Raw genomic sequence first — 18,709 nt, forward strand, 5'->3', positions numbered from 1 at the left:
GAGGAAATCCCCATGTCCATCAACCGTCGTGTCCTGTTCCGGACGGCCGGGCTCGCGGCGGGCGCGGCAGGCGCCGGGGCGCTGCTCAACGCCTGCGGTGCGCCCACACCCGCGTCCGGACCGGTGGAGAACACCGGTCCCGTCGTAGCCCGGCAAGGAGGTGCCCTGCGCGCGGTCTTCACCGGCGGCGGGGCAGCCGAAAGCCTCGACCCGTTCGGCAGCGGCTCGCCCGCGGATTTCGTCCGTGGCGACGTCGTGTTCGATTCGCTGTTCACGTTGAGAGAAGGCGAGGCGGTGCCCGCCTTGGCCGACGAGGTGAGGGTCGATCCGGGTGCTACCTCATTCGTGGTGAAGCTGCGTGAGGGGGTGCAGTGGCACGACGGTTCGTCGTTCACCGCCGCCGACGTCGTGTACAGCTTCCGCTTCATGAGCTCTCCGGAGCGTGCCTACCCCAGCCAGCTCTCGGCGTACTTCGATTTCGACAATGTCCAAATCCGCGACTCGCTCACCCTCGTGGTGCCCACTCGGCAGCCGGTAGGCGATCCGGCTCTGTTCTTGGCCGCGTTCCCCGGCAAGATGGTGAAGAACGGGGCCAGGTTCAGCGGCTCCACCGCGGTCGGCACCGGCGCGTACCAGATCGCGGCATTCGAGGCCGGCCGCGAGTCGCGCCTCAAACGGTTCGACGGTCACTGGGCGGGCAAGGCCCCGGCGGACGAACTTGTATTGCTGAGCCTGGCCGACCCGCAGGCCAAGGTGAACGCGGTCGTCACCGGCCAGGCCGACTACGCGGGCGACATCCCTTTCACCACAGGCAGGGCCGGTGTTCCCGGTAACGACTTCGAAGTCCGTACCGCGGGAGAGCGGAACCGGACGGCTTACGGCTGGATCCTCAACACGACCATCAAACCGTTCGACGATCCGCGGGCCCGCAAAGCGGTGAGGTTGGCCATCGCCCGGCAAGAGCTGGTGAACGCCGTCCTGCTGGGTTACGGGACACCTGGAAACGATCTGTTATGCGCAGGGGCCAAGTACTTCCTGTCACGTGCGCCGCTGGCTCGTGATGTCGACCAGGCCAGGAGGCTGGTCAAGGAATCAGGCGCGGACGCGGCGGAGATCGTGTTCCGCACCGCGGAGTGGGAAATCGGCTACAACGCGTCCACCCAGTTGCTCGCCGAGCAGCTCAAGGAGATCGGGCTGAAGGTCCGTGCGCAAGTCGTGAGCCCGCCGGAGTTCTTCGAGCCGAACGCGGTCGCGGCGGCCAACGCGGTCACGTTTTCCACCGGCGCGGTCCCGCTGGCGGTGATGTACGGCAGGCTCGGCGCCACGCCACCGCTCGCCCTGAAGGACAGCGAGTTCGCCGCCGCGTTCGGCAAAGCCATCGGCAGCGCGGACCAAGCCGGGCGGGCCAAGGCATGGGGCGCGGTCCAAGAAGTCATGTTCGACCGGGGCAACACCGTGGTCTGGGGTCAGGCCGACGTACTGAGCCTCGCGCGCAAGACCGTGGCGGGGATCGAGGTCCGTGATCAGGCCAAGTACCCGTACCTGGGCAAGGCCGGGCTTGCGTGATCCGTTCCTTGCCGCGACGGCTCTCGTCCGGCGTCGTCCTGTTGGCGCTGCTGACTTTCGTCGTCTACGTCGGGGTCGATCTGCTGCCCGGTGATCCGGTCACCAGCAGGCTCGGCCCGAGCACTCCGCCCACGCGGATCGCCGAACTCCGGCACCATCTCGGTCTCGACCGTCCTGTGCTCACTCGCTACGGCGAGTGGGTCGCGGGCCTGTTCCGTGGTGAACTGGGCACTTCGGCGGCCGGACGTCCGGTCGTGGAAATGCTCTCCGATCGGGTCGGTAACTCGGCTCTCCTCGCCGCGATCGCGATGCTTCTGCTCGCTCCGCTGTCGCTCGCGTTCGGACTTTGGGCGGCGTGGCGACGAGGCCGGGCGGCCGACAGGCTCGTGTCGGCTGGAGCGCTCCTGGTGGTGTCGGTGCCGGAGTTCGTCGTGGCAGGCGCGCTGGTGCTGTTGTTCGCGGTGAGCCTGAGGATGTTTCCCGCGGTGTCGCTGCTGCCGATCGATGCCGGGCCGCTGGCACATCCCGAAATACTCGTGCTGCCCGTGCTCAGCCTGCTGCTGGCGGGACTTGCCTACGCGGTGCGGGTCATCCGCGCGTCGGCGTCTACCGCGCTGGAGAGCTCACATGTGGAGTTCCTGCGACTCGGCGGCGCGCCCGGCACGACGGTGTTCCGTCGTGCCGTCGTCCCGGCGGTCCTGCCTGTCGCGGTGCAGGTTTGGCTGGTGACCGGGGTCGCCTTCGTCGGAGGGGCGGTGCTGGTGGAGAAGGTGTTCGGTTACCCCGGCATCGGGGAGTTGCTGGTCACGTCCGTCCAGTCCGGGGATCTTCCGGTGGTTCAGGCCCTCGTGCTGATCCTCGGCGCGGCGATGCTGGCGGCCCTCATACTCGCTGACCTCTCCGTGGTACTGCTGACGCCGAGGCTGCGGACGGGCGCCCTGTGACCAGGCTCAAAGGGATCGTGTTCGGCCTCGCCGTGCTGGCCGTCCTTTTCGGACCGCTCGTGGCGCCGTACTCGCCGACAGCGCCGGTCGGTCCGCCGTTCTCTCCACCGGGCGCGGCGGGATTGCTCGGTACCGACCAGCTTGGGCGGGATGTCTTCTCCCGGCTTCTCCATGGCGGCAGGCCGATGCTGCTCACCAGCGCGCTCGCCGCGCTGATCGGTTCGGCGGCAGGGGTGGCCGTCGGACTGTTCGTCGCGCTCGCCGCGCCCGGCAGACGCTGGGTGGAAGCGGTCGTCGCGCGCCCGCTGGACCTGCTCGCCGCCGTTCCGCCGATCCTGGTGCTGCTGCTGGTGCTCACGGCACTGCCGAACCGGGCGGGGATCGTGATGGCGGTCGCGCTTTCGAGTGTCCCGCTCTCGGCCCGGATCACCAGGGCAGCGGGGGAACAGGTGACCGGCCGCGCCCATGTCGAAGTGGCGATCGCCCGTGGCGAGAGCTGGACGTGGCTGGTGGGACGCGAGGTGCTGCCCTTGGTGGCGGGCACCGTCTTGGCCGACTTCGGCATCCGCTTCGTCACGGCCGTCCACCTGGTCGCCGCGGCGGGCTTTCTCGGACTCGGCACTTCGGCTTCGGATTGGGGACTGCTGATCGTGGAAGCGCTGCCGGGAGCGGCTTTGCAGCCGTGGGCGTTGCTGGCCCCAGTGGCAGGCATCGCGCTCGTCGCGGTGACGGCCAACCTCGCTTCCGACGGGCTGGCTCGTCGCTCGAGGGGGGTGCTCGGATGACCGCCCTCGTGGAAATCACGGACTTGCGCCTGCTGGCCGGTGACCGGCCTGTACTGGACGGCATCGATCTCGCGCTGGCCGAAGGAGAATCGGTCGGCTTGGTCGGCGGTTCCGGCTCCGGTAAGACAACCCTCGCGCTGGCCGTGCTCGGTCATCTGCGGCCCGGTGTCCGCCACGACGGTGGGCGGGTTTCGGTGCGGGGAAAGGACATGCTCCCCACACCGGCGCCGGGTGTCCGCGGGGGCACGATCGGCTACGTCGGCCAAGACCCCGGAGCTTCGCTCAATCCCTACGCGCGGATCTCGTCGACCTTGCTCACCGCGGCCGGACCCACACCGCGTGTCGCCAGGGCTGATCGAGTCCGCGGTCTGCTGGAGCGCGTCGGGTTACCGGGGGACAACGCGTTCGCGCGCCGTTACCCGCACCAGCTCTCCGGCGGCCAGCAGCAGCGCGTGGTCCTCGCCGCCGCGCTGGCGCGTGAACCACGGCTGCTCGTGCTGGACGAGCCGACCACGGCACTCGACCTGGTCGCGAAGGCCGAGGTGGTACGCGAGATCCGGCGGCTGCGGGACGCCGGAGTGGCCCTGCTGTGGGTCAGCCACGACCTGGGAACCGTACGCGACCTGGTGGAGCGGGTCGTGGTCCTGGACGCGGGCAAGGTCGTCGAAGACCAGACCGCGGTCGCTTCGCCGGGGGTACTGGCGCTTTCGCCCGGTCCGGCCGGGCAGCCTCCGAGCATCCGGGAAACTGTTCTGAGTGGACGGTCGCTGACCGCCGGCTTCGGTGACCGCCGGGTATTGTCCGATGTGGACTTCGACCTCCAGCGTGGCGAATGCCTCGCGATGCTCGGGGTGTCCGGCGTCGGGAAGAGCACCTTGGCGAGGTGCCTGGTCGGGTTGCATCGTCCCGAACGTGGATCCGTGCTGCTGCACGGCACCGCGTTGCCCGCCGACGTCGGCAAACGTTCCACTGCCGAACGCGCCGCGATCGCCCTGGTGGCGCAGAATCCGGCTGAGGCGTTGCATCCCCGCCAGGACGTCCGCACCGCGCTCGCCCGGCCGCTGCGGCGGCTGCGCGGCATCACTTCGCGAGATGGACAGAACGCCGAGATAGCCCGGTTGCTCGACGCCGTAAGGCTGACGCCGGAGATGGCGTCCAGGCTGCCTGGCGAGATGTCCGGCGGCCAGCGTCAGCGGGTCGCGCTGGCCAGGGCACTCGCCGCCGGACCCGAGGTGCTGATCTGCGATGAGGCCACCTCCGCACTGGACACCGAGACCCAGGCCGGAGTGCTGGACCTGCTGGCCGGGTTGCGCGCCGAACTCGGCGTCTCGGTCCTGCTGATCACCCATGACCCGTGGGTCGCCGCTTCGTCCTCGGACCGTGTCCTGGTGCTGGCCGGTGGCCGCGTCGTCACGTCCGGCCCGACCGCCGCCCTGCTCCCGGTCGGCGAGGACCCGGAGGTCCTGGTGACCCGACTGCTCGTTTCCCCCATCCCCGAAGGAGTTCTGCCGGCATGAGCGCACCCGAGATCGTTGCTGAATTGCGGACGCTGGGGGTGGACCTCTGGCAGGAATCGGGCCAGATCCGGTTCCGTGCTCCTCGCGGGGTGCTCACCGACGAGTGGCGTGCGGCGCTGCGCTCGCACAAGGCCGAGATCGTGGATCTCCTCGCTCGCGACGGCGAACTCGCCGCTGTCACGCACGACGCGGACGCCCGCCATGAGCCGTTTCCGCTGACCGACGTGCAGACGGCGTATCTGCTCGGACGGCGAGAGTCGTTCGGTTACGGCGGCGTGGCCTGCCATGGCTACCTCGAAGTGAGCTATCCCGAACTGGATCCGGTGCGAGTCGAGGACGCCTGGAACACGCTGGTGCGGAGGCACGACATGCTCCGGGCGGTCGTCGAACGAGACGGCTACCAGCACGTCCTGCCGGAGGTGCCGCGCTGCCCGGTCCCCGTGGCGGACTCGGCGGAAGCCGTTCGCGCCGAACTAGGGCACCGTCGCTACGAAACCGACGTGTGGCCCCTGTTCGCGCTTCGCGTCACCCGCCATCCGGACCGCGACGTCCTCCACATATCGATGGATTCCCTGATCGCGGACTGGGCCAGCGCGGGAGTGCTGCTCGACGAACTGGATCTGCTGCTGGCCGACCCGGACGCGGTGCTGCCGCCCCTGGAGATCACCTTCCGCGACTACCTGCTGGCCGAACGCGGGCTGCGTGACACTGCCCGGTACCGCGCGGATCGCGAGTACTGGCAGGCCCGCGTCGACGATCTGCCTCTCGCTCCCGAACTGCCGTTGCTCACCACAGTGGAGCCCGGACCGGTCAGGTTCCGCCGCCACCACACCAGGCTGGCCGCGCCGCGGTGGGACGCGCTGCGTGAACAGGCACGGCGGCACGGGATCACCGCGTCGACGGCGGTCCTCGCCGCCTATGCCGCCGTGCTGGGCCGATGGTCCCGCCGCCCCCGGTTCAGTCTCAACCTCACCCTGCTCAACCGGCAGCCCCTGCACCCGCAGGTGGACAAGCTGGTCGGCGATTTCACGTCGGTCAGCCTGCTGGCCGTGGACGACGCGGCCGGGGTGCCGTTCCAGGAGTGGGCCGCCCGCATGGGCGCGCGGATGTTCGAAGACCTCGATCACCGGCTGTTCTCGGGTGTCGAGGTGATGCGCGAGTTCGCCCGTCGCCGCGACCGCGACGCCGCGCTGATGCCGGTCGTGTTCACCAGCGCCATCGGTCTCGGTGGCCGGACCGGATCAGGGATCACCCAGACCCCGCAGGTCTTCCTCGACTGTCAGGTCACCGATGACGTCGACGGCCTCCAGCTCACTTGGGACGTCCGGGAGGGTATCTTCCCGGAGGGCCTGATCGAGGACATGTTCGCCGCACTGGAATCCGCTCTTCTTCGGCTCGCGGAGTCATCCGAAGCGTGGCTCAGTACCGACCTGGTGCCGCTGCCCGTATGGCAGGCCGAGGAACGCGCCCGCGTCAACGACACCGCCGCGCCACTGCCGTCTGCGCTGCTGCACGCCGAGGTGTTCACCCAGGCCGCCCGGACGCCGGACGCGGTCGCGGTCACCGGCCCGGGCGGAGCGCTTACCTACGGCGAACTGGCGCGCCAGGCGGGCGGGGTCGCGGAACTGTTGCGAGGGCAGGGAATTGCTCCCGGCGACCTGGTCGCGATCAATCTGGACAAGGGAGCCGACCAGATCTCGACGGTGCTCGGGATCCTGCTCGCGGGCGGTGTCTACCTGCCGGTGGACACCACTCAGCCCCCGTTGCGACGGGAGAAGCTCATCGCGGGAGCCACCCACGTGGTGACGCGGACGTGGCTCGGCGGTGTCGTGCCGGCGGAGGACATCCCCGTAGTGACCGCCGGCGATCCGGATTCGCTCGCCTACGTCATCTACACATCCGGCTCGACCGGCGACCCCAAGGGCGTCATGATCACCCACCGGGCCGCGCTGAACACCGTCGAGGACGTCAACCGCCGCTTCGGCGTCACCGCGTCCGATCGCGTGCTCGGCTTGGCGCAGCTGGGATTCGACCTCTCGGTGTACGACATCTTCGGCCTGCTGGCTGTGGGCGGCACGCTCGTCCTGCCCGATCCGGCCCGGCCGGCCGACCCGTCGCACTGGGCCCGGCTCGTGGCCGAGTACGGCGTGACGATCTGGAACTCGGTGCCCGCCCAACTGCAGATGCTGGCGCACTACCTGCCTTCGGGGCCCATCCCGATTCCGTCCCTCCGGCTGGCGTTGCTGTCCGGTGACTGGATCCCGGTCACGCTGCCGGGCGAGATCCGCGCGTTCGCCCCGGACCTGGAGATGATCGGCCTCGGTGGCGCGACAGAGGCCGCGATCTGGTCCATTCACCACCCGATAGACCTGGTGCCGGAGCATTGGACCTCGATTCCCTACGGCGTCCCGTTGGCCAATCAGAACTTCCGGGTGCTCGACGGATCCCATCGCGACTGTCCGGTGTGGACAGCCGGTGAGCTGTACATCGGCGGTGCCGGACTGGCGACGGGCTACCTCGGTGACGAGGAGCTGACCGCGGCCCGGTTCGTCTCGGTCGCGGGGGAGCGGCTCTACCGCACCGGCGACCTCGGCCGGTACCTGCCCGGTGGAGAGATCGAATTCCTCGGCCGAGAGGACGATCAAGTGAAGATCCGGGGGCATCGGGTCGAGCTCGGTGAGGTCGAGGCCGCCCTGCTGGCTCACGACAACGTGGGTGCGGCCGCTGCCGTGGTGGCAGGCGAGCGCCACGGCGAACGGGTGCTGCTCGGTTTCGTCGAACCCGCCCGCGTCCCGGAACCGCCCGCCTCGCCGGATTTCCGCATGGTCGGCCATTTCGCGGACCGGCAGGTCGAGGACTTCGACGCCGCCCAGGTGGCCAGGCACGTCCGGTTACTTCACCAGGCCGCACTCGCCTCGATGCGGGAGGCTCTCGCGTGCCATCCCGTGGTGCACGAACGGCACCGCTGGCTGGCCCGCCACTGGCGCGATCTGGTCGCCGATGCCCCGGAGATCAATGCCTTCGGAATCACAGCCGAGGAGGCGTGGGGGCTGCTCGACGAGGATCCGCTGTGTACACAGGAGTTCCTGGACTACCACCGGGCACACGTGGAGCGGGTCCACGAACTGCTCGACGGTGAGCAGAACCCGTTCGACCTGCTGTTCCCCCAGGGCGGTATGGCTCCGGCAAGGGCGGTCTATCGCGACAATCCGATCTTCCGCTACCTCAACGCCGCCGCCGCCGCGCTGCTCAACCGGATCGCCGCCGCGCATACGGGCCGGCCGCTTCGCGTTCTGGAAGTCGGCGCTGGTACCGGATCGACCACCGACGCGGTGCTGCCGATGCTCGCGGGCCATGAGATCGACTATCTGTTCACCGATGTATCACCGTTCTTCCTCGACGAGGCGCGGGAACGCTTCGGTGAGCAGCCCGGCGTGAGATTCGGACTGTTCGACCTCGATCAGGACCACCGGTCCCAAGGCTTCGCGCCGAACTCGTTCGACGTCGTGCTGTGCGCCGGCGTGCTCAACAGTGTCCGGCGGCCGGAGGCGGTGCTGGACCTGGTGGGCCCCGGCGGCTGGCTGGTCTTCATCGAGCCGACTGTCGAGCATCCGCACATCATGCTGACGCAGGGCTTCATGATGGACGGTCCGGCCCTGCGGTCCCGTCAGGAGTGGCTCGACCTGTTCGGCGGAGCGGACCTGCGCCTGCCCGGTGACGGCCATCCCCAAGCGGCACAGGGGATCGAGATCTTCGCCAAGCGGGTGAAGAGTGATCGCGCGCCTGTCGCGGCCGACGAACTGATCCCGTTTCTCGCCCAGCGATTGCCAGCGCACATGGTGCCTTCGCACCTTCAGGTAGTGGACGAGTTACCGCTCACCGGCAACGGCAAGGTCGACCGCAAGACCCTGGTCGGCTGGCGGCTCGCAGCCGCGGATGACGCGGCTGATCGCGACGGTGTCATCGCGGACGAATTGGAGGGGAAGCTGGCCGCACTGTGGGCCAAAGCGCTCGGGTTGGCCAGGATCGGGCGGCACGACAGCTTCTACGATCGGGGCGCCGACTCGTTGATCCTCGCGCGGGTCGCCGGGCAGTTGCCCGAGGAGGTGCCGGAGGCGGCGGACGTCGCCTACGACACCCTGCTGCGGCAGATGCTCAATGAGCCGACGGTGGCGGCGCTGGCCGCGTCGCTGCGTGCCCGGGAGCGGCCCGCGACGGCTGCGAGACGCGATGAGACCGGCAACTCGCTGCTGGTGCCGTTCGGCGGCGGTGGCGACAGCCCGGTCCGAGTGCTGTTCCACGCCGCGCTCGGCACGATGGACTACTTCCACTCACTGGCGAACGCGCTGGTGGCGCAGGACCTCGGGCCCGTGGTGGGTCTCGCTGTCGCCGACACCGACGCCTACCTGTCCATCGACGCGAAGGACCTCATCGAGCGGGTCGCAGACGACTACACGGACCGGTTGCTGGCAGAAGGTCACACCAGGTTCCAGCTCATCGGCTACTGCCTGGGCGGCCTGCTGGCCACCGAGGTCGCCCGGCGGTTGCTCGAGCGCGGCTTCGAGGTGGCGGATCTGAGCCTCGTCGACAGCATCCCGATGTTCCTCGAAACCGACGAGGAACTGGCGTTCGAGGCCATTTTCGTGCCCAACCTCAATCTCGACCCGGTCACGACGGTCTTCGGGGCCGATGTGGACGGATCGGATGTCTATCGCGCCATCGACAAGCTGATGATCGAGCACGACCGCAAGGTGCCCGCCGGGGCCATGGCCGCGCTCACCGGCGATCCGGGCTTGGAGGCGGTCGCCGCCGCCGTACGCGGACGACACGAGCGGACCCAGGCCGAGCGGCTCGCTTCGTACGCGGAGGCCGCCGCGAGCCAGGCCGGGATCCCGATCGGCCCGGAACTGGTGCCCGCCCTGTTCGAGGTCTGCCGCCACAGCATGAGGGCCGCCCGGTTCGACCCGGAGCCCTACGCCGGTGACATGACCTTCCTGCGTGCTTCCGAACAGCAGTCGTTCGGTGTCACCGCCGGCGTCGGGCACCTCGCCGTTCCGTTCTGGCAGGACACCTGCCTCGGCGAGTTCAAGGTGGTCGATGTGCCCGGCAATCACTTCAGCCTCATCGAGCCACCGCATCTGGAGGTGGTGGCCCGCCACCTCGGCGCGGCGATCACCGAGGGAGCCCGCTCGTGACCACGGCGACCGAAGACACCACACGAACCGAGCCGAAGATCGACAAACCGTCCACAGCAGACACCAAGGAGGCGGCAGCCGCGCTGCGGGACCTGCGCAGGCCGGTGGCCGGACTGACCCGGGTCGGCGTCGTGCTGGCCGCGCTGGGTGCGCTCACCACTCTGGTCCCGTTCGTCGGCATCGCCGAACTGGGCCGGGCGCTACTCACTCCCGGTCCGGTCGAGGGCGGCGAGGTCTGGCCGATCGCCGGGATCGTCGCACTGGCGCTGGTGATCGGCTGGGCCTCCAACGGTGCCGGGCTGTCTCTGACGCATATCGCCGACCACCGGCTCCAGGCCATGCTGCGCCGCCGGATCGTGGACCGCCTTGGCCGGGTGCCGCTCGGGTGGTACTCCGACACCAACTCCGGCCTGGTGCGCAAGGCCGCTCAGGACGACATCGACGACCTGCACCACCTGGTGGCGCATCACGACGTCGAGATGACCGGAGCGATCATGCTTCCCCTCGGCGGCATCGCCTACCTGTGCTGGCTTGACTGGCGGCTCGCGTTGCTTGCCATCGCCACCCTGCCGGTCTACGTCGTCGCCTACGGCTCGATGATGCGCGGATTCGTGCGGAAGATGGCCGAGATGGACGCCGGGGTGGCCAGGGTCAGCGCGGCGATCGCCGAGTTCGTGCACGGCATCACCGTGGTCAAGGTGTTCGGGCAGGCCAACCGCGCGCACCGCGCGTACGACGACGCCGTCGGCGAGTTCGGCGAGAAGTACGCGGGCTGGGTGCGGCCGATGCTCAGGCTCGAGGCCCTCACGTCCATGGCGCTGTCCGCCCCGGTGGTCGCGCTGGTCAGTCTAGCGGGCGGGATGTGGTTCGTCGCCGAGGGCTGGGTGACACCGATCGAGGCGTTGGCCGAGGTCCTGGTCGCCATGATCATCCCGTCCACCCTGCTCGTGCTGAACCAGGGAATCACCGCGCTGCGCAAGGCGACCGCCGCGGCGGCCCGGATCACGGCCTTGCTCGGCACCCGGCCGCTGGCCGTACCCGATGAGCCGCTGGAGCCCTCGGGACACGACGTCGAATTCGACGACGTGTCGTTCGCCTACGAGGGGAACGACACCGTCGTGTCCGGTGTCAGCCTGCACTGCCTGCCCGGCACGGTCACCGCGCTGGTGGGCAGCTCGGGTGCGGGCAAGTCCACCTTGGCGAAACTGGTGCCCAGGTTCTACGACGTCACTTCCGGCGCTGTCCGGGTCGGCGGTGTCGACGTGCGTCACATCGCACCCGAGGTGCTGTACCGCAAGGTCGGCTTCGTGCTCCAGGACGTCCAGCTGCTCCATGGCCCCGTCATGCGGAACCTCTGCCTCGGACGGCTGGAGGCGACGTACGACGAGGTGGTCGCCGCGGCCAAGGCCGCTCGAATCCACGACCGGATCCTGGCGCTGCCACGAGGGTATGCCTCGGTCATCGGCGAGGACGCGATCTTCTCCGGTGGCGAGGCTCAGCGGGTCTCGATAGCGCGTGCCTTGCTCGCCGACACCCCGATCCTGGTGCTCGACGAGGCCACGGCCTACGCCGATCCGGAATCCGAGGCGGAGATCCAGGACGCGTTGTCCGTGCTCGCTCAGGGGCGGACGGTCCTCGTGATCGCGCACCGGCTCACCACCATCGCGGGCGTCGACCGGATCGTCGTTCTGGACGGCGGTGCCGTCGTGGAGCAAGGCACGCAGGACGAACTGCTCGCCACGAAAGGCCGCTATGCCCGGATGTGGGAGGCCTACACCGGAGGGAGTACCCGATGATCCGCGACCTGATGAAGATCCTCGGGCCGAAGCACGACGGCGCGGTGAAGGTGTACCTGGCCTGGCTGGTGGCCTACTCCCTGTTGCAGGGCTTGGCGATGGTCTCACTCGTGCCGGTCTTGCGGGCCTTGCTGACCGGTGACGCCGATATGGCGTGGCGATGGCTCGCCGTGGTGCTGTGCGCTGTCATCGCCGCCTGCGTCGCTCGTTACGAGCAAGCGATGCACGGTTTCGCGCTCTCCCTGGTCACCTTGACCAGTTTGCATCACCGGCTCGGCGATCATGTGGCGTCCTTGCCGCTGGGCTGGTTCTCCTCCGAAAAGGTGGGCAGGCTCTCCCGCAGTGCCACCAACGGCACGCTGATGGTCACCAACGTGACCGCGCATATGCTCGCCCCGCTGGTGAGCGGCATCGTGACCCCCGCGACCGTCGTGGCGGCGATGCTCGTACTCGACTGGCGGCTCGGGCTCGCGAGCCTGCTGTGCGCGCCGGTGCTGTGGCTCACGCATCGCTGGGCGGTGAACTCCGTCGGCCGCGGCGAAGAACTCACCGACGCCGCCAGTGCCGAGGCGGGTAACCGGGTCGTGGAGTTCGCCCGCAGCCAGCAGGTGTTGCGAGCGTTCGGACGCACCACTGAGGGCTACCGGCCCCTGGAGGACGCGATCGAGGAGCAGAAGAAGGCGAGCCGGACCCTGCTGCTGATGGCGGCGCCGCGGCTGCTGGCCAACGGCCTCGGCGTTCAGCTCGCGTTCGCCGCCGTGATCGTGTTCGGCCTGATGCTTGCGGTGAACGGAGCCATCGACCCGGTGACGCTGATCGCGCTGCTGGCGTTGACGGCGCGGTTCATCGGTCCGCTGGCCGAGGTCGCCGCGCACAGCAGCATGACGCGGATGGCCGCGAACGACCTGCGCCGCCTCGCGTCGATCTTCGACGAGAAGCCACTGGCCGAACCAGCCGTTTCCCGGGCGGTGACCAAGCCCGGTGAGGTCGAACTGGCCGACGTGCGTTTCGGTTACGAGCCTGGCGTGCCGGTGCTGAACGGGATCTCGTTCCGGGCGCCGCCGCGTGGCATGACCGCGATCGTCGGCCCGTCCGGTTCGGGAAAGAGCACCATCACGCGCTTGATCATGCGGTTCTTCGATGTCGGCTCCGGCAGGGTATCCGTCGGCGGCACGGACGTCCGCGATCAGTCCACAAAGGATCTGATGGCGCAGCTTTCGGTCGTGATGCAGGACGTGTACCTGTTCGACGACACGCTGGAGGCCAACATCCGCGTGGGCAACCCGTTGGCCACCGACGACGAGGTCCGTGAGGCAGCCCGGATCGCGGGTGTCGACGAGATCGTGGACCGGCTGCCCGGCGGCTGGTCCGCCAAGGTCGGCGAGGGCGGCGCGTCGCTGTCCGGCGGGGAGCGTCAGCGGGTCTCCGTGGCCAGGGCCGTGCTCAAGGACGCGCCGATCGTGCTCCTGGACGAGGCGACAGCCGCGCTCGACCCCGAGAACGAGCGGTATGTGCAGGAAGCGTTGCGCACGCTGATGGACCGCGCCACTTTGCTGGTCATCGCGCACAAGCTGTCGACCGTGGTCGCGGCCGACCAGATCCTCGTGCTCGACGACGGCCGCATCGCCGAGTCCGGCACACACGAGGAGTTGCTGGCCGCGAACGGCCGCTACACCGCGTTCTGGAACGAACGCCGCCGCACTCAGGGCTGGCGACTCGTGTCCGGTGAGGAGAAGAAATGATCGGGGTCGTGGGGGCCACCGGGGAGGTCGGCTCGCATACCGTCCGGATTCTGCGCACGCTCGGCGTCGGGCCGCTGCGGACCGGTGGAAGCCGGGATGCGGACGTCCGGGACGAGAAGCTGCTGGACCGGTTCGCCGAAGGTTGCCAAGTGGTGGTCAACTGCGCCGGACCGGTCCGGCTGGTCGGCGACCGCGTCGCGCGGGCGGCGGCGCGGGCGGGAGCCGGCCACGTGGACGCGTCGGAGCCGGAAGGTCCCTCCGTCGGCGGCACGGCCGTCATCGGAGCGGGATTGCAGCCAGGCCTGACCGGACTGTTGCCACGCTGGCTGGCGCGGCGGGAGTTCGACGCCGTGCATGGGCTGGTCGCCTACCTGGGGGTGCACGACCGGTTCACCCGGACCGCCGCCGCCGACTACCTGGCCGGCGCCGGACACGGTGAGGCGCTGGCCGCGTGGCGGCGCGGCCGCCGTTCGGGCGTGCTGACCCGGCGCACCGACGCGACCCTGCCGTTCTTCTCCGGCGAGGTGTCGCTGTTGCCGTACCTCAACACGGAAAACATGCGGGTGGCCGAGGAACTGGGACTGGCACGAGGCGATTGGTACACGGCGGTGTCCGGCGAGCACGTTCGTGCCGCTTTCGATCGGACTCACTCGCTGGGCCGGGCCGACGCCGTGGCGGCGCTGTGCCGTGCCAGTGAACTGGACCTCGTCGGAGGCGAGCCGTCCGTCGTGCTGATGGTGTGCATGGACGGTGTCCGCGACGGCGAACCGCTTACCAGGACGGCGGTCCTGCGCGGCCGGGGCAATGGCGAGATGACCGGCGCGCTGACCGCGTTGGCCGTCCTCGCGGTGCTCCGGCGAGAAGTGCCGCCTGGCAGGCATTTCGCGGCCGACGTCCTGGACCCTCAGGACACGATCGCCCGCCTCACCGGCTGTGGAGTGGCGGAACCCCTCGTAGGCGACGGCGCGCCGTCGCTCGAATCGGGGGCGCTGTGAATGCCCACGAGGCCGGGCTCGCGGCCCTCGGCGAGGAGGATCTCGGCCTTTTCCCCGCCGCGATGGAGGTACTGGAACGGATCAGCCTGGGGGCCATGCCGGCGGCGGTGTCCGGCGACGTCGTGCCCCGCCATCGCTGGCTGGCGGATCGGTGGCGTTTGGCGTTGCAGGAGCACTCACCCGGTGAGTACTGCGAACCTGGGGAAGAGTTCGAACGCGCCTACGCTCATCTCGGGTTCCCGCCGGAGATGGCCGCTTTCCACCGCGAGGCGCTGTCACACCTGCCGCACCTGCTCGACGACACCGTCGCGTTGCGGGATCTGGTGGTACGCGCGGGCGATGTCCTCACCGCGTACCAGGACAATGTGTTCACCGGCTACCTCAATGCCGCGTGTGCCGAGATCGTCCGGCAGGCCGGCCCGCGGGTGCTCGAACTCGGCGGCGGGGCGGGGCTCAGCACTGCGGCCGCATTGACGGCGTTGCGGGGCAAGGACTACTCGTACGCCTTCACGGACGTATCCCCGCCGGTCGTCCGTGCGGCCGAGGCGCGGTTCGGCCGGGATCCCAAGGTTTCGTTCAGGACGCTCGACATCGACGTCGACTTCGCTCGGCAGGGCCTCGCCGACGGCAGCGTGGACGTGGTACTGGCGGGCAACGTCTTGCACAACGCGAGTGACGTCGGCCGGACGCTGCGCCGGATCCGCCGGGCCCTCGCGCCGGGCGGGAAGGTCGTGTTCACCGAGTCGACCCTTGACACCGCGGCGTCGCTCACCTCCGTGCAGTTCCTGTTGTCCCGAAACGAACCGAGGGAACGAACTCCGTTCCTTGATGCCGGAGAGTGGCGCGCGGCACTGGTGAACGCGGGTTTCGCACCAGGGATCACGCTGCCGGAACCGTCCTCTCCACTGGCCGCTGCCGGGCAGCAGCTCATCACCGCGACGGCGATCGGTATTCCCGCTGACTGGCCCGCCTCCAAGGTACTGGCCCACTTGGAACGTTCTCGTGCCACCGAAGTGGTGCTGCCGGCCGCCATCGTGGGTGCGCTGGCCGTCGAGCCGTCGCTACCGCTCGCCGACCTGTCGGCGCTGAAGTTGATCCGCTACCAAGGCGGCGAGGTCGACGAGGCGGCACGCATCGCGCTCGGCGTCGAACTCGCACGGATCGAACCGGTCGATGTCGGAGACGACTTCCTTTCCGACATCGCCGGGGAAGCCGATCTCGAACTGGACGGCATCGACCTGGGGGCGGCCGTCGCCGCCGTACGAGAGTTCGGCCGGACCGCGTTGCTGTCGATGCTCAACGCGCTGCGCCGGCGTGGCCTTTTCACCAGTCATGGCAACACGGAGGCCGAGGTGCTGGAGGGCGTCGCGTACCCGCGGTTGCTGCGCCGCTGGCTCGATGTCCTCACCACGGAAGGACTGGTGCGACGGGAGAACGATCTGCTGATCGCGGTGCCGTCCGCCGAGGATTACTCCGATGCCGCGCTCGACCGGGCCTGGACGCGGGCCGCGCGGGCCTGGCGGGAGACGGCCGGATCCGACGGCACCATCGAGTATGCCCGCACCAACGCGGAGCGATTGCCGGAGTTGATCGACGGCACCTGCGACGCGGTCACCCTGCTGTTCCCGGAAGGGCGCACCGACATTGCCGAAGCGCTGTACCGGGAGAATCTGACCGGTCGCTACCAGCACCGCGCCGTCAGCGCGTTCATGAGGGGCCTGGTGGGGCGCTGGCCCGCCGACCGGCCACTGCGGGTGCTCGAGGTCGGCGCGGGCACGGGCGCGACCACCGAACGGGTTCTTCCTGTGCTCGCCTCGGCCGGCATCGAGGTCGACTACCACTACACGGACGTGTCGAAGCTTTTTCTCGACCAAGCGGCGGTCCGGCTCCGGGACTACCCGTGGGTGCGGTTCGGCCGGTTCGACATCGACGTCGACCCCGATTCGCCGCCCTGTTCGTTCGACGTGGTGATCGGCGGCGGCGTGCTCAACGCGGCCGCCGACACGGACGCGTCGGTGCGACGGCTGGTTGGCCTGCTGGATGACGGTGGCTGGCTGGTGCTCACCGAACCGACCGTCGAGGAGTTCTGGATCCTGACCTCGCAGGCGTTCCTGATGGCCGAGGCCGGCGACGGCCGCTCGGCCACCGGGGCGACTTTTCTGACCTTGCCGCAATGGAACGCAGTACTCGACAACGCCGGGCTGGATCGGGTACTAGGTCTGCCCGGTGACGGCCATCCGCTGACACCTCTCGGCCATCGCGTGTTCGTCGCGCGCGTGCCGAACCGAATTTGAGGACAACGATCATGTGTGGAATCACCGGCTGGGTAGCGTTCGACAGCGACCTCACCGAGAACATCTCCGTCGTCGAGGACATGACTGAGACCCTGGGCAGCCGTGGTCCCGACGCGAGCGGGACCTGGATCCGCACCCATGTCGCGCTCGGCCACCGGCGGCTGGCCGTCATCGACCTGCCAGGAGGCACCCAGCCGATGGAGTTCCGGACCTCGTCCGGAACCGTCGCCCTGACGTTTTCCGGCGAGATCTACAACTTCCGGGATCTGCGCGCCGAACTGGAGGGGCGCGGCCATCGCTTCACCACACGGAGCGACACCGAGGTGGTGCTGCGCGGCTACCTGGAATGGGGCGAGGCGGTCGCTGAACGGCTCAACGGGATGTACGCCTTCGGCTTGTGGGACGAGCGCAGCAGCAAGCTGGTGCTGGTCCGTGACCGGGTCGGTGTGAAGCCGCTCTACTACCACCGCACGAGCGACGGGCTGCTGTTCGGCTCCGAACCCAAGGCGATTCTGGCCAATCCTCGTTTCGAGCGGGTCGTGGACACCGGCTGTCTGCGTGAACTCACCGGCTTCACCAAGGCTCCCGGCTGGTCGCTGTGGAAGGACATGCATGAGGTCGAGCCAGGCACTGTCGTGACGGTCTCCAGGACGGGCATCCGGCACCACACCTACTGGCGGCTTGAGACCGCTCCGCACACCGACGACCTCACGACCACCGTCGAGAAGGTCGGAGAGCTGTTCGGGGATGCCGTACGGCGCCAGACGGTGTCCGACGTGCCGCAATGTGTGCTGCTGTCCGGCGGGCTGGATTCCAGTGCCGTCACCGCGGTCGCCGCCACGGAACTGCGCGAACGTGGTGAAAAGACCCGTACGTTCTCGGTGGATTTCGCGGGTTACGAAGAGAACTTCCGCCCGGACGAACTGCGGGAGACGCCGGACTCGCCGTTCGTGCGCGAGGTCGCCGCGCACGTCGGTTCGCTGCACCGGGACATCGTGCTCGACTCTCGTGCGCTGGCGGATCCAGCCCTGCGCCGTGCCGTTGTCGCCGCACGGGACATGCCGATCGGGCTCGGCGACATCGATTCTTCGATGTATCTGCTGTTCCAGGCGATCCGCGCCGAGTGCACGGTGGCGCTGTCGGGAGAGTTCGCCGACGAGCTTTTCGGCGGCTACGCCTGGTTCCACCATCCTGCGGCTCGTGACGCCGACACCTTTCCGTGGCTGGCGTTCAGCAACGCCTACACCGGCGACCGCACCGAGATGCTGCGTCCTGAGCTTCGCCGGGACCTGGACATCGGCGCCTACGTCGCCGACGAGTACAGCACCGCAGTCGCGGTCATCGACCACCTGGACACCGAGGACGAGCTGGAGCGCCGGATGCGCCGCAGCAGCCACCTGCACGTGACCAGGCTCGTACGCGCCATGCTCGACCGTAAGGACCGGATGTCGATGGCTGTCGGCCTTGAGGTGCGGGTTCCCTTCGCCGATCACCGGCTCATCGAGTACGTCTACAACACGCCGTGGTCGATGAAGGCCCATGGCGGCCGGGAAAAGAGCCTGTTGCGCGAGGCCGTCGCCGGCCTGCTTCCCCGGTCGGTGGTCGAGCGGGTCAAGAGCCCGTATCCGTCCACACAGGACACCGGATACGCGGAAGCCTTGCAGCGGCAGGCCGGTGACGTGCTCGCCGACGCCGGGCACCCCCTGTTCGAGATCTTCGACGCCACCTGGGTGCGGGACGCGATCGGACGGGATCCCGCCGCGGTCACCGGCAGGCTGCGCACCGGCCTGGAACGCGTGCTGGACATGGATCACTGGTTCGACCTGTACCGGCCCGAGCTCCGGCTCGGCTGAACCGTTGCACTACAAGGAGAAC

At 69.1% G+C, this 18,709-nt stretch carries 10 protein-coding genes; all 10 read left to right on the plus strand.

Translation table 11 applies throughout. From position 1 onward, the window contains the following. The first annotated feature begins 12 nt into the window (after positions 1–12). Genes MJQ72_RS19500 through asnB form a run of 10 tightly spaced genes read left to right on the plus strand, consistent with a single transcriptional unit; the run spans position 13 to position 18,687 of the window. Positions 13–1,566 (plus strand): ABC transporter substrate-binding protein, encoded by a 1,554-nt coding sequence (locus MJQ72_RS19500; protein WP_240600789.1) that lies wholly within the window; start codon positions 13–15, stop codon positions 1,564–1,566. Further along, positions 1,563–2,510 (plus strand): ABC transporter permease, encoded by a 948-nt coding sequence (locus MJQ72_RS19505; protein WP_240600790.1) that lies wholly within the window; start codon positions 1,563–1,565, stop codon positions 2,508–2,510. Before MJQ72_RS19500 ends, MJQ72_RS19505 begins: the two co-directional genes overlap by 4 nt. Then, a complete protein-coding gene (locus tag MJQ72_RS19510; protein WP_240600791.1) occupies positions 2,507–3,295 on the plus strand; it encodes an ABC transporter permease in 789 nt (262 codons plus the stop codon). The genes MJQ72_RS19505 and MJQ72_RS19510 overlap by 4 nt, the downstream gene beginning before the upstream one ends. Continuing rightward, complete coding sequence (locus MJQ72_RS19515) at positions 3,292–4,812, plus strand: ABC transporter ATP-binding protein (RefSeq protein ID WP_240600792.1); 1,521 nt, start codon at positions 3,292–3,294, stop codon at positions 4,810–4,812. The genes MJQ72_RS19510 and MJQ72_RS19515 overlap by 4 nt, the downstream gene beginning before the upstream one ends. Then, entirely contained in the window at positions 4,809–10,007 is a 5,199-nt protein-coding gene (locus tag MJQ72_RS19520; RefSeq protein ID WP_240600793.1) for an amino acid adenylation domain-containing protein, read from the plus strand. Before MJQ72_RS19515 ends, MJQ72_RS19520 begins: the two co-directional genes overlap by 4 nt. Beyond that, a complete protein-coding gene (locus MJQ72_RS19525) occupies positions 10,004–11,803 on the plus strand; it encodes an ABC transporter ATP-binding protein (protein WP_240600794.1) in 1,800 nt (599 codons plus the stop codon). Before MJQ72_RS19520 ends, MJQ72_RS19525 begins: the two co-directional genes overlap by 4 nt. Beyond that, positions 11,800–13,545, plus strand: a complete 1,746-nt coding sequence (locus MJQ72_RS19530; protein ID WP_240600795.1) for an ABC transporter ATP-binding protein — start codon at positions 11,800–11,802, stop codon at positions 13,543–13,545. Before MJQ72_RS19525 ends, MJQ72_RS19530 begins: the two co-directional genes overlap by 4 nt. Beyond that, positions 13,542–14,540 carry a hypothetical protein gene (locus MJQ72_RS19535; protein ID WP_240600796.1) on the plus strand — a complete coding sequence of 333 codons (999 nt, stop codon included), beginning with the start codon at positions 13,542–13,544 and terminating at the stop codon, positions 14,538–14,540. The genes MJQ72_RS19530 and MJQ72_RS19535 overlap by 4 nt, the downstream gene beginning before the upstream one ends. Next, a complete protein-coding gene (locus MJQ72_RS19540; RefSeq protein ID WP_240600797.1) occupies positions 14,537–16,834 on the plus strand; it encodes a class I SAM-dependent methyltransferase in 2,298 nt (765 codons plus the stop codon). The genes MJQ72_RS19535 and MJQ72_RS19540 overlap by 4 nt, the downstream gene beginning before the upstream one ends. 11 nt (positions 16,835–16,845) lie before the next feature. After that, entirely contained in the window at positions 16,846–18,687 is a 1,842-nt protein-coding gene (asnB, locus tag MJQ72_RS19545; RefSeq protein ID WP_240600798.1) for an asparagine synthase (glutamine-hydrolyzing), read from the plus strand. Positions 18,688–18,709: the final 22 nt, after the last annotated feature.

Origin of the sequence: Amycolatopsis sp. EV170708-02-1 (assembly GCF_022479115.1) — a bacterium.
GTDB lineage: Bacteria > Actinomycetota > Actinomycetes > Mycobacteriales > Pseudonocardiaceae > Amycolatopsis.

Coding starts and splice junctions, on each gene's coding strand:
- MJQ72_RS19500 (WP_240600789.1), top strand. CDS start 13: ATGTCCATCAACCGTCGTGTCCTGTTCCGGACGGCCGGGCTCGCGGCG.
- MJQ72_RS19515 (WP_240600792.1), top strand. CDS start 3,292: ATGACCGCCCTCGTGGAAATCACGGACTTGCGCCTGCTGGCCGGTGAC.
- MJQ72_RS19520 (WP_240600793.1), top strand. CDS start 4,809: ATGAGCGCACCCGAGATCGTTGCTGAATTGCGGACGCTGGGGGTGGAC.
- MJQ72_RS19530 (WP_240600795.1), top strand. CDS start 11,800: ATGATCCGCGACCTGATGAAGATCCTCGGGCCGAAGCACGACGGCGCG.
- MJQ72_RS19535 (WP_240600796.1), top strand. CDS start 13,542: ATGATCGGGGTCGTGGGGGCCACCGGGGAGGTCGGCTCGCATACCGTC.
- asnB (WP_240600798.1), top strand. CDS start 16,846: ATGTGTGGAATCACCGGCTGGGTAGCGTTCGACAGCGACCTCACCGAG.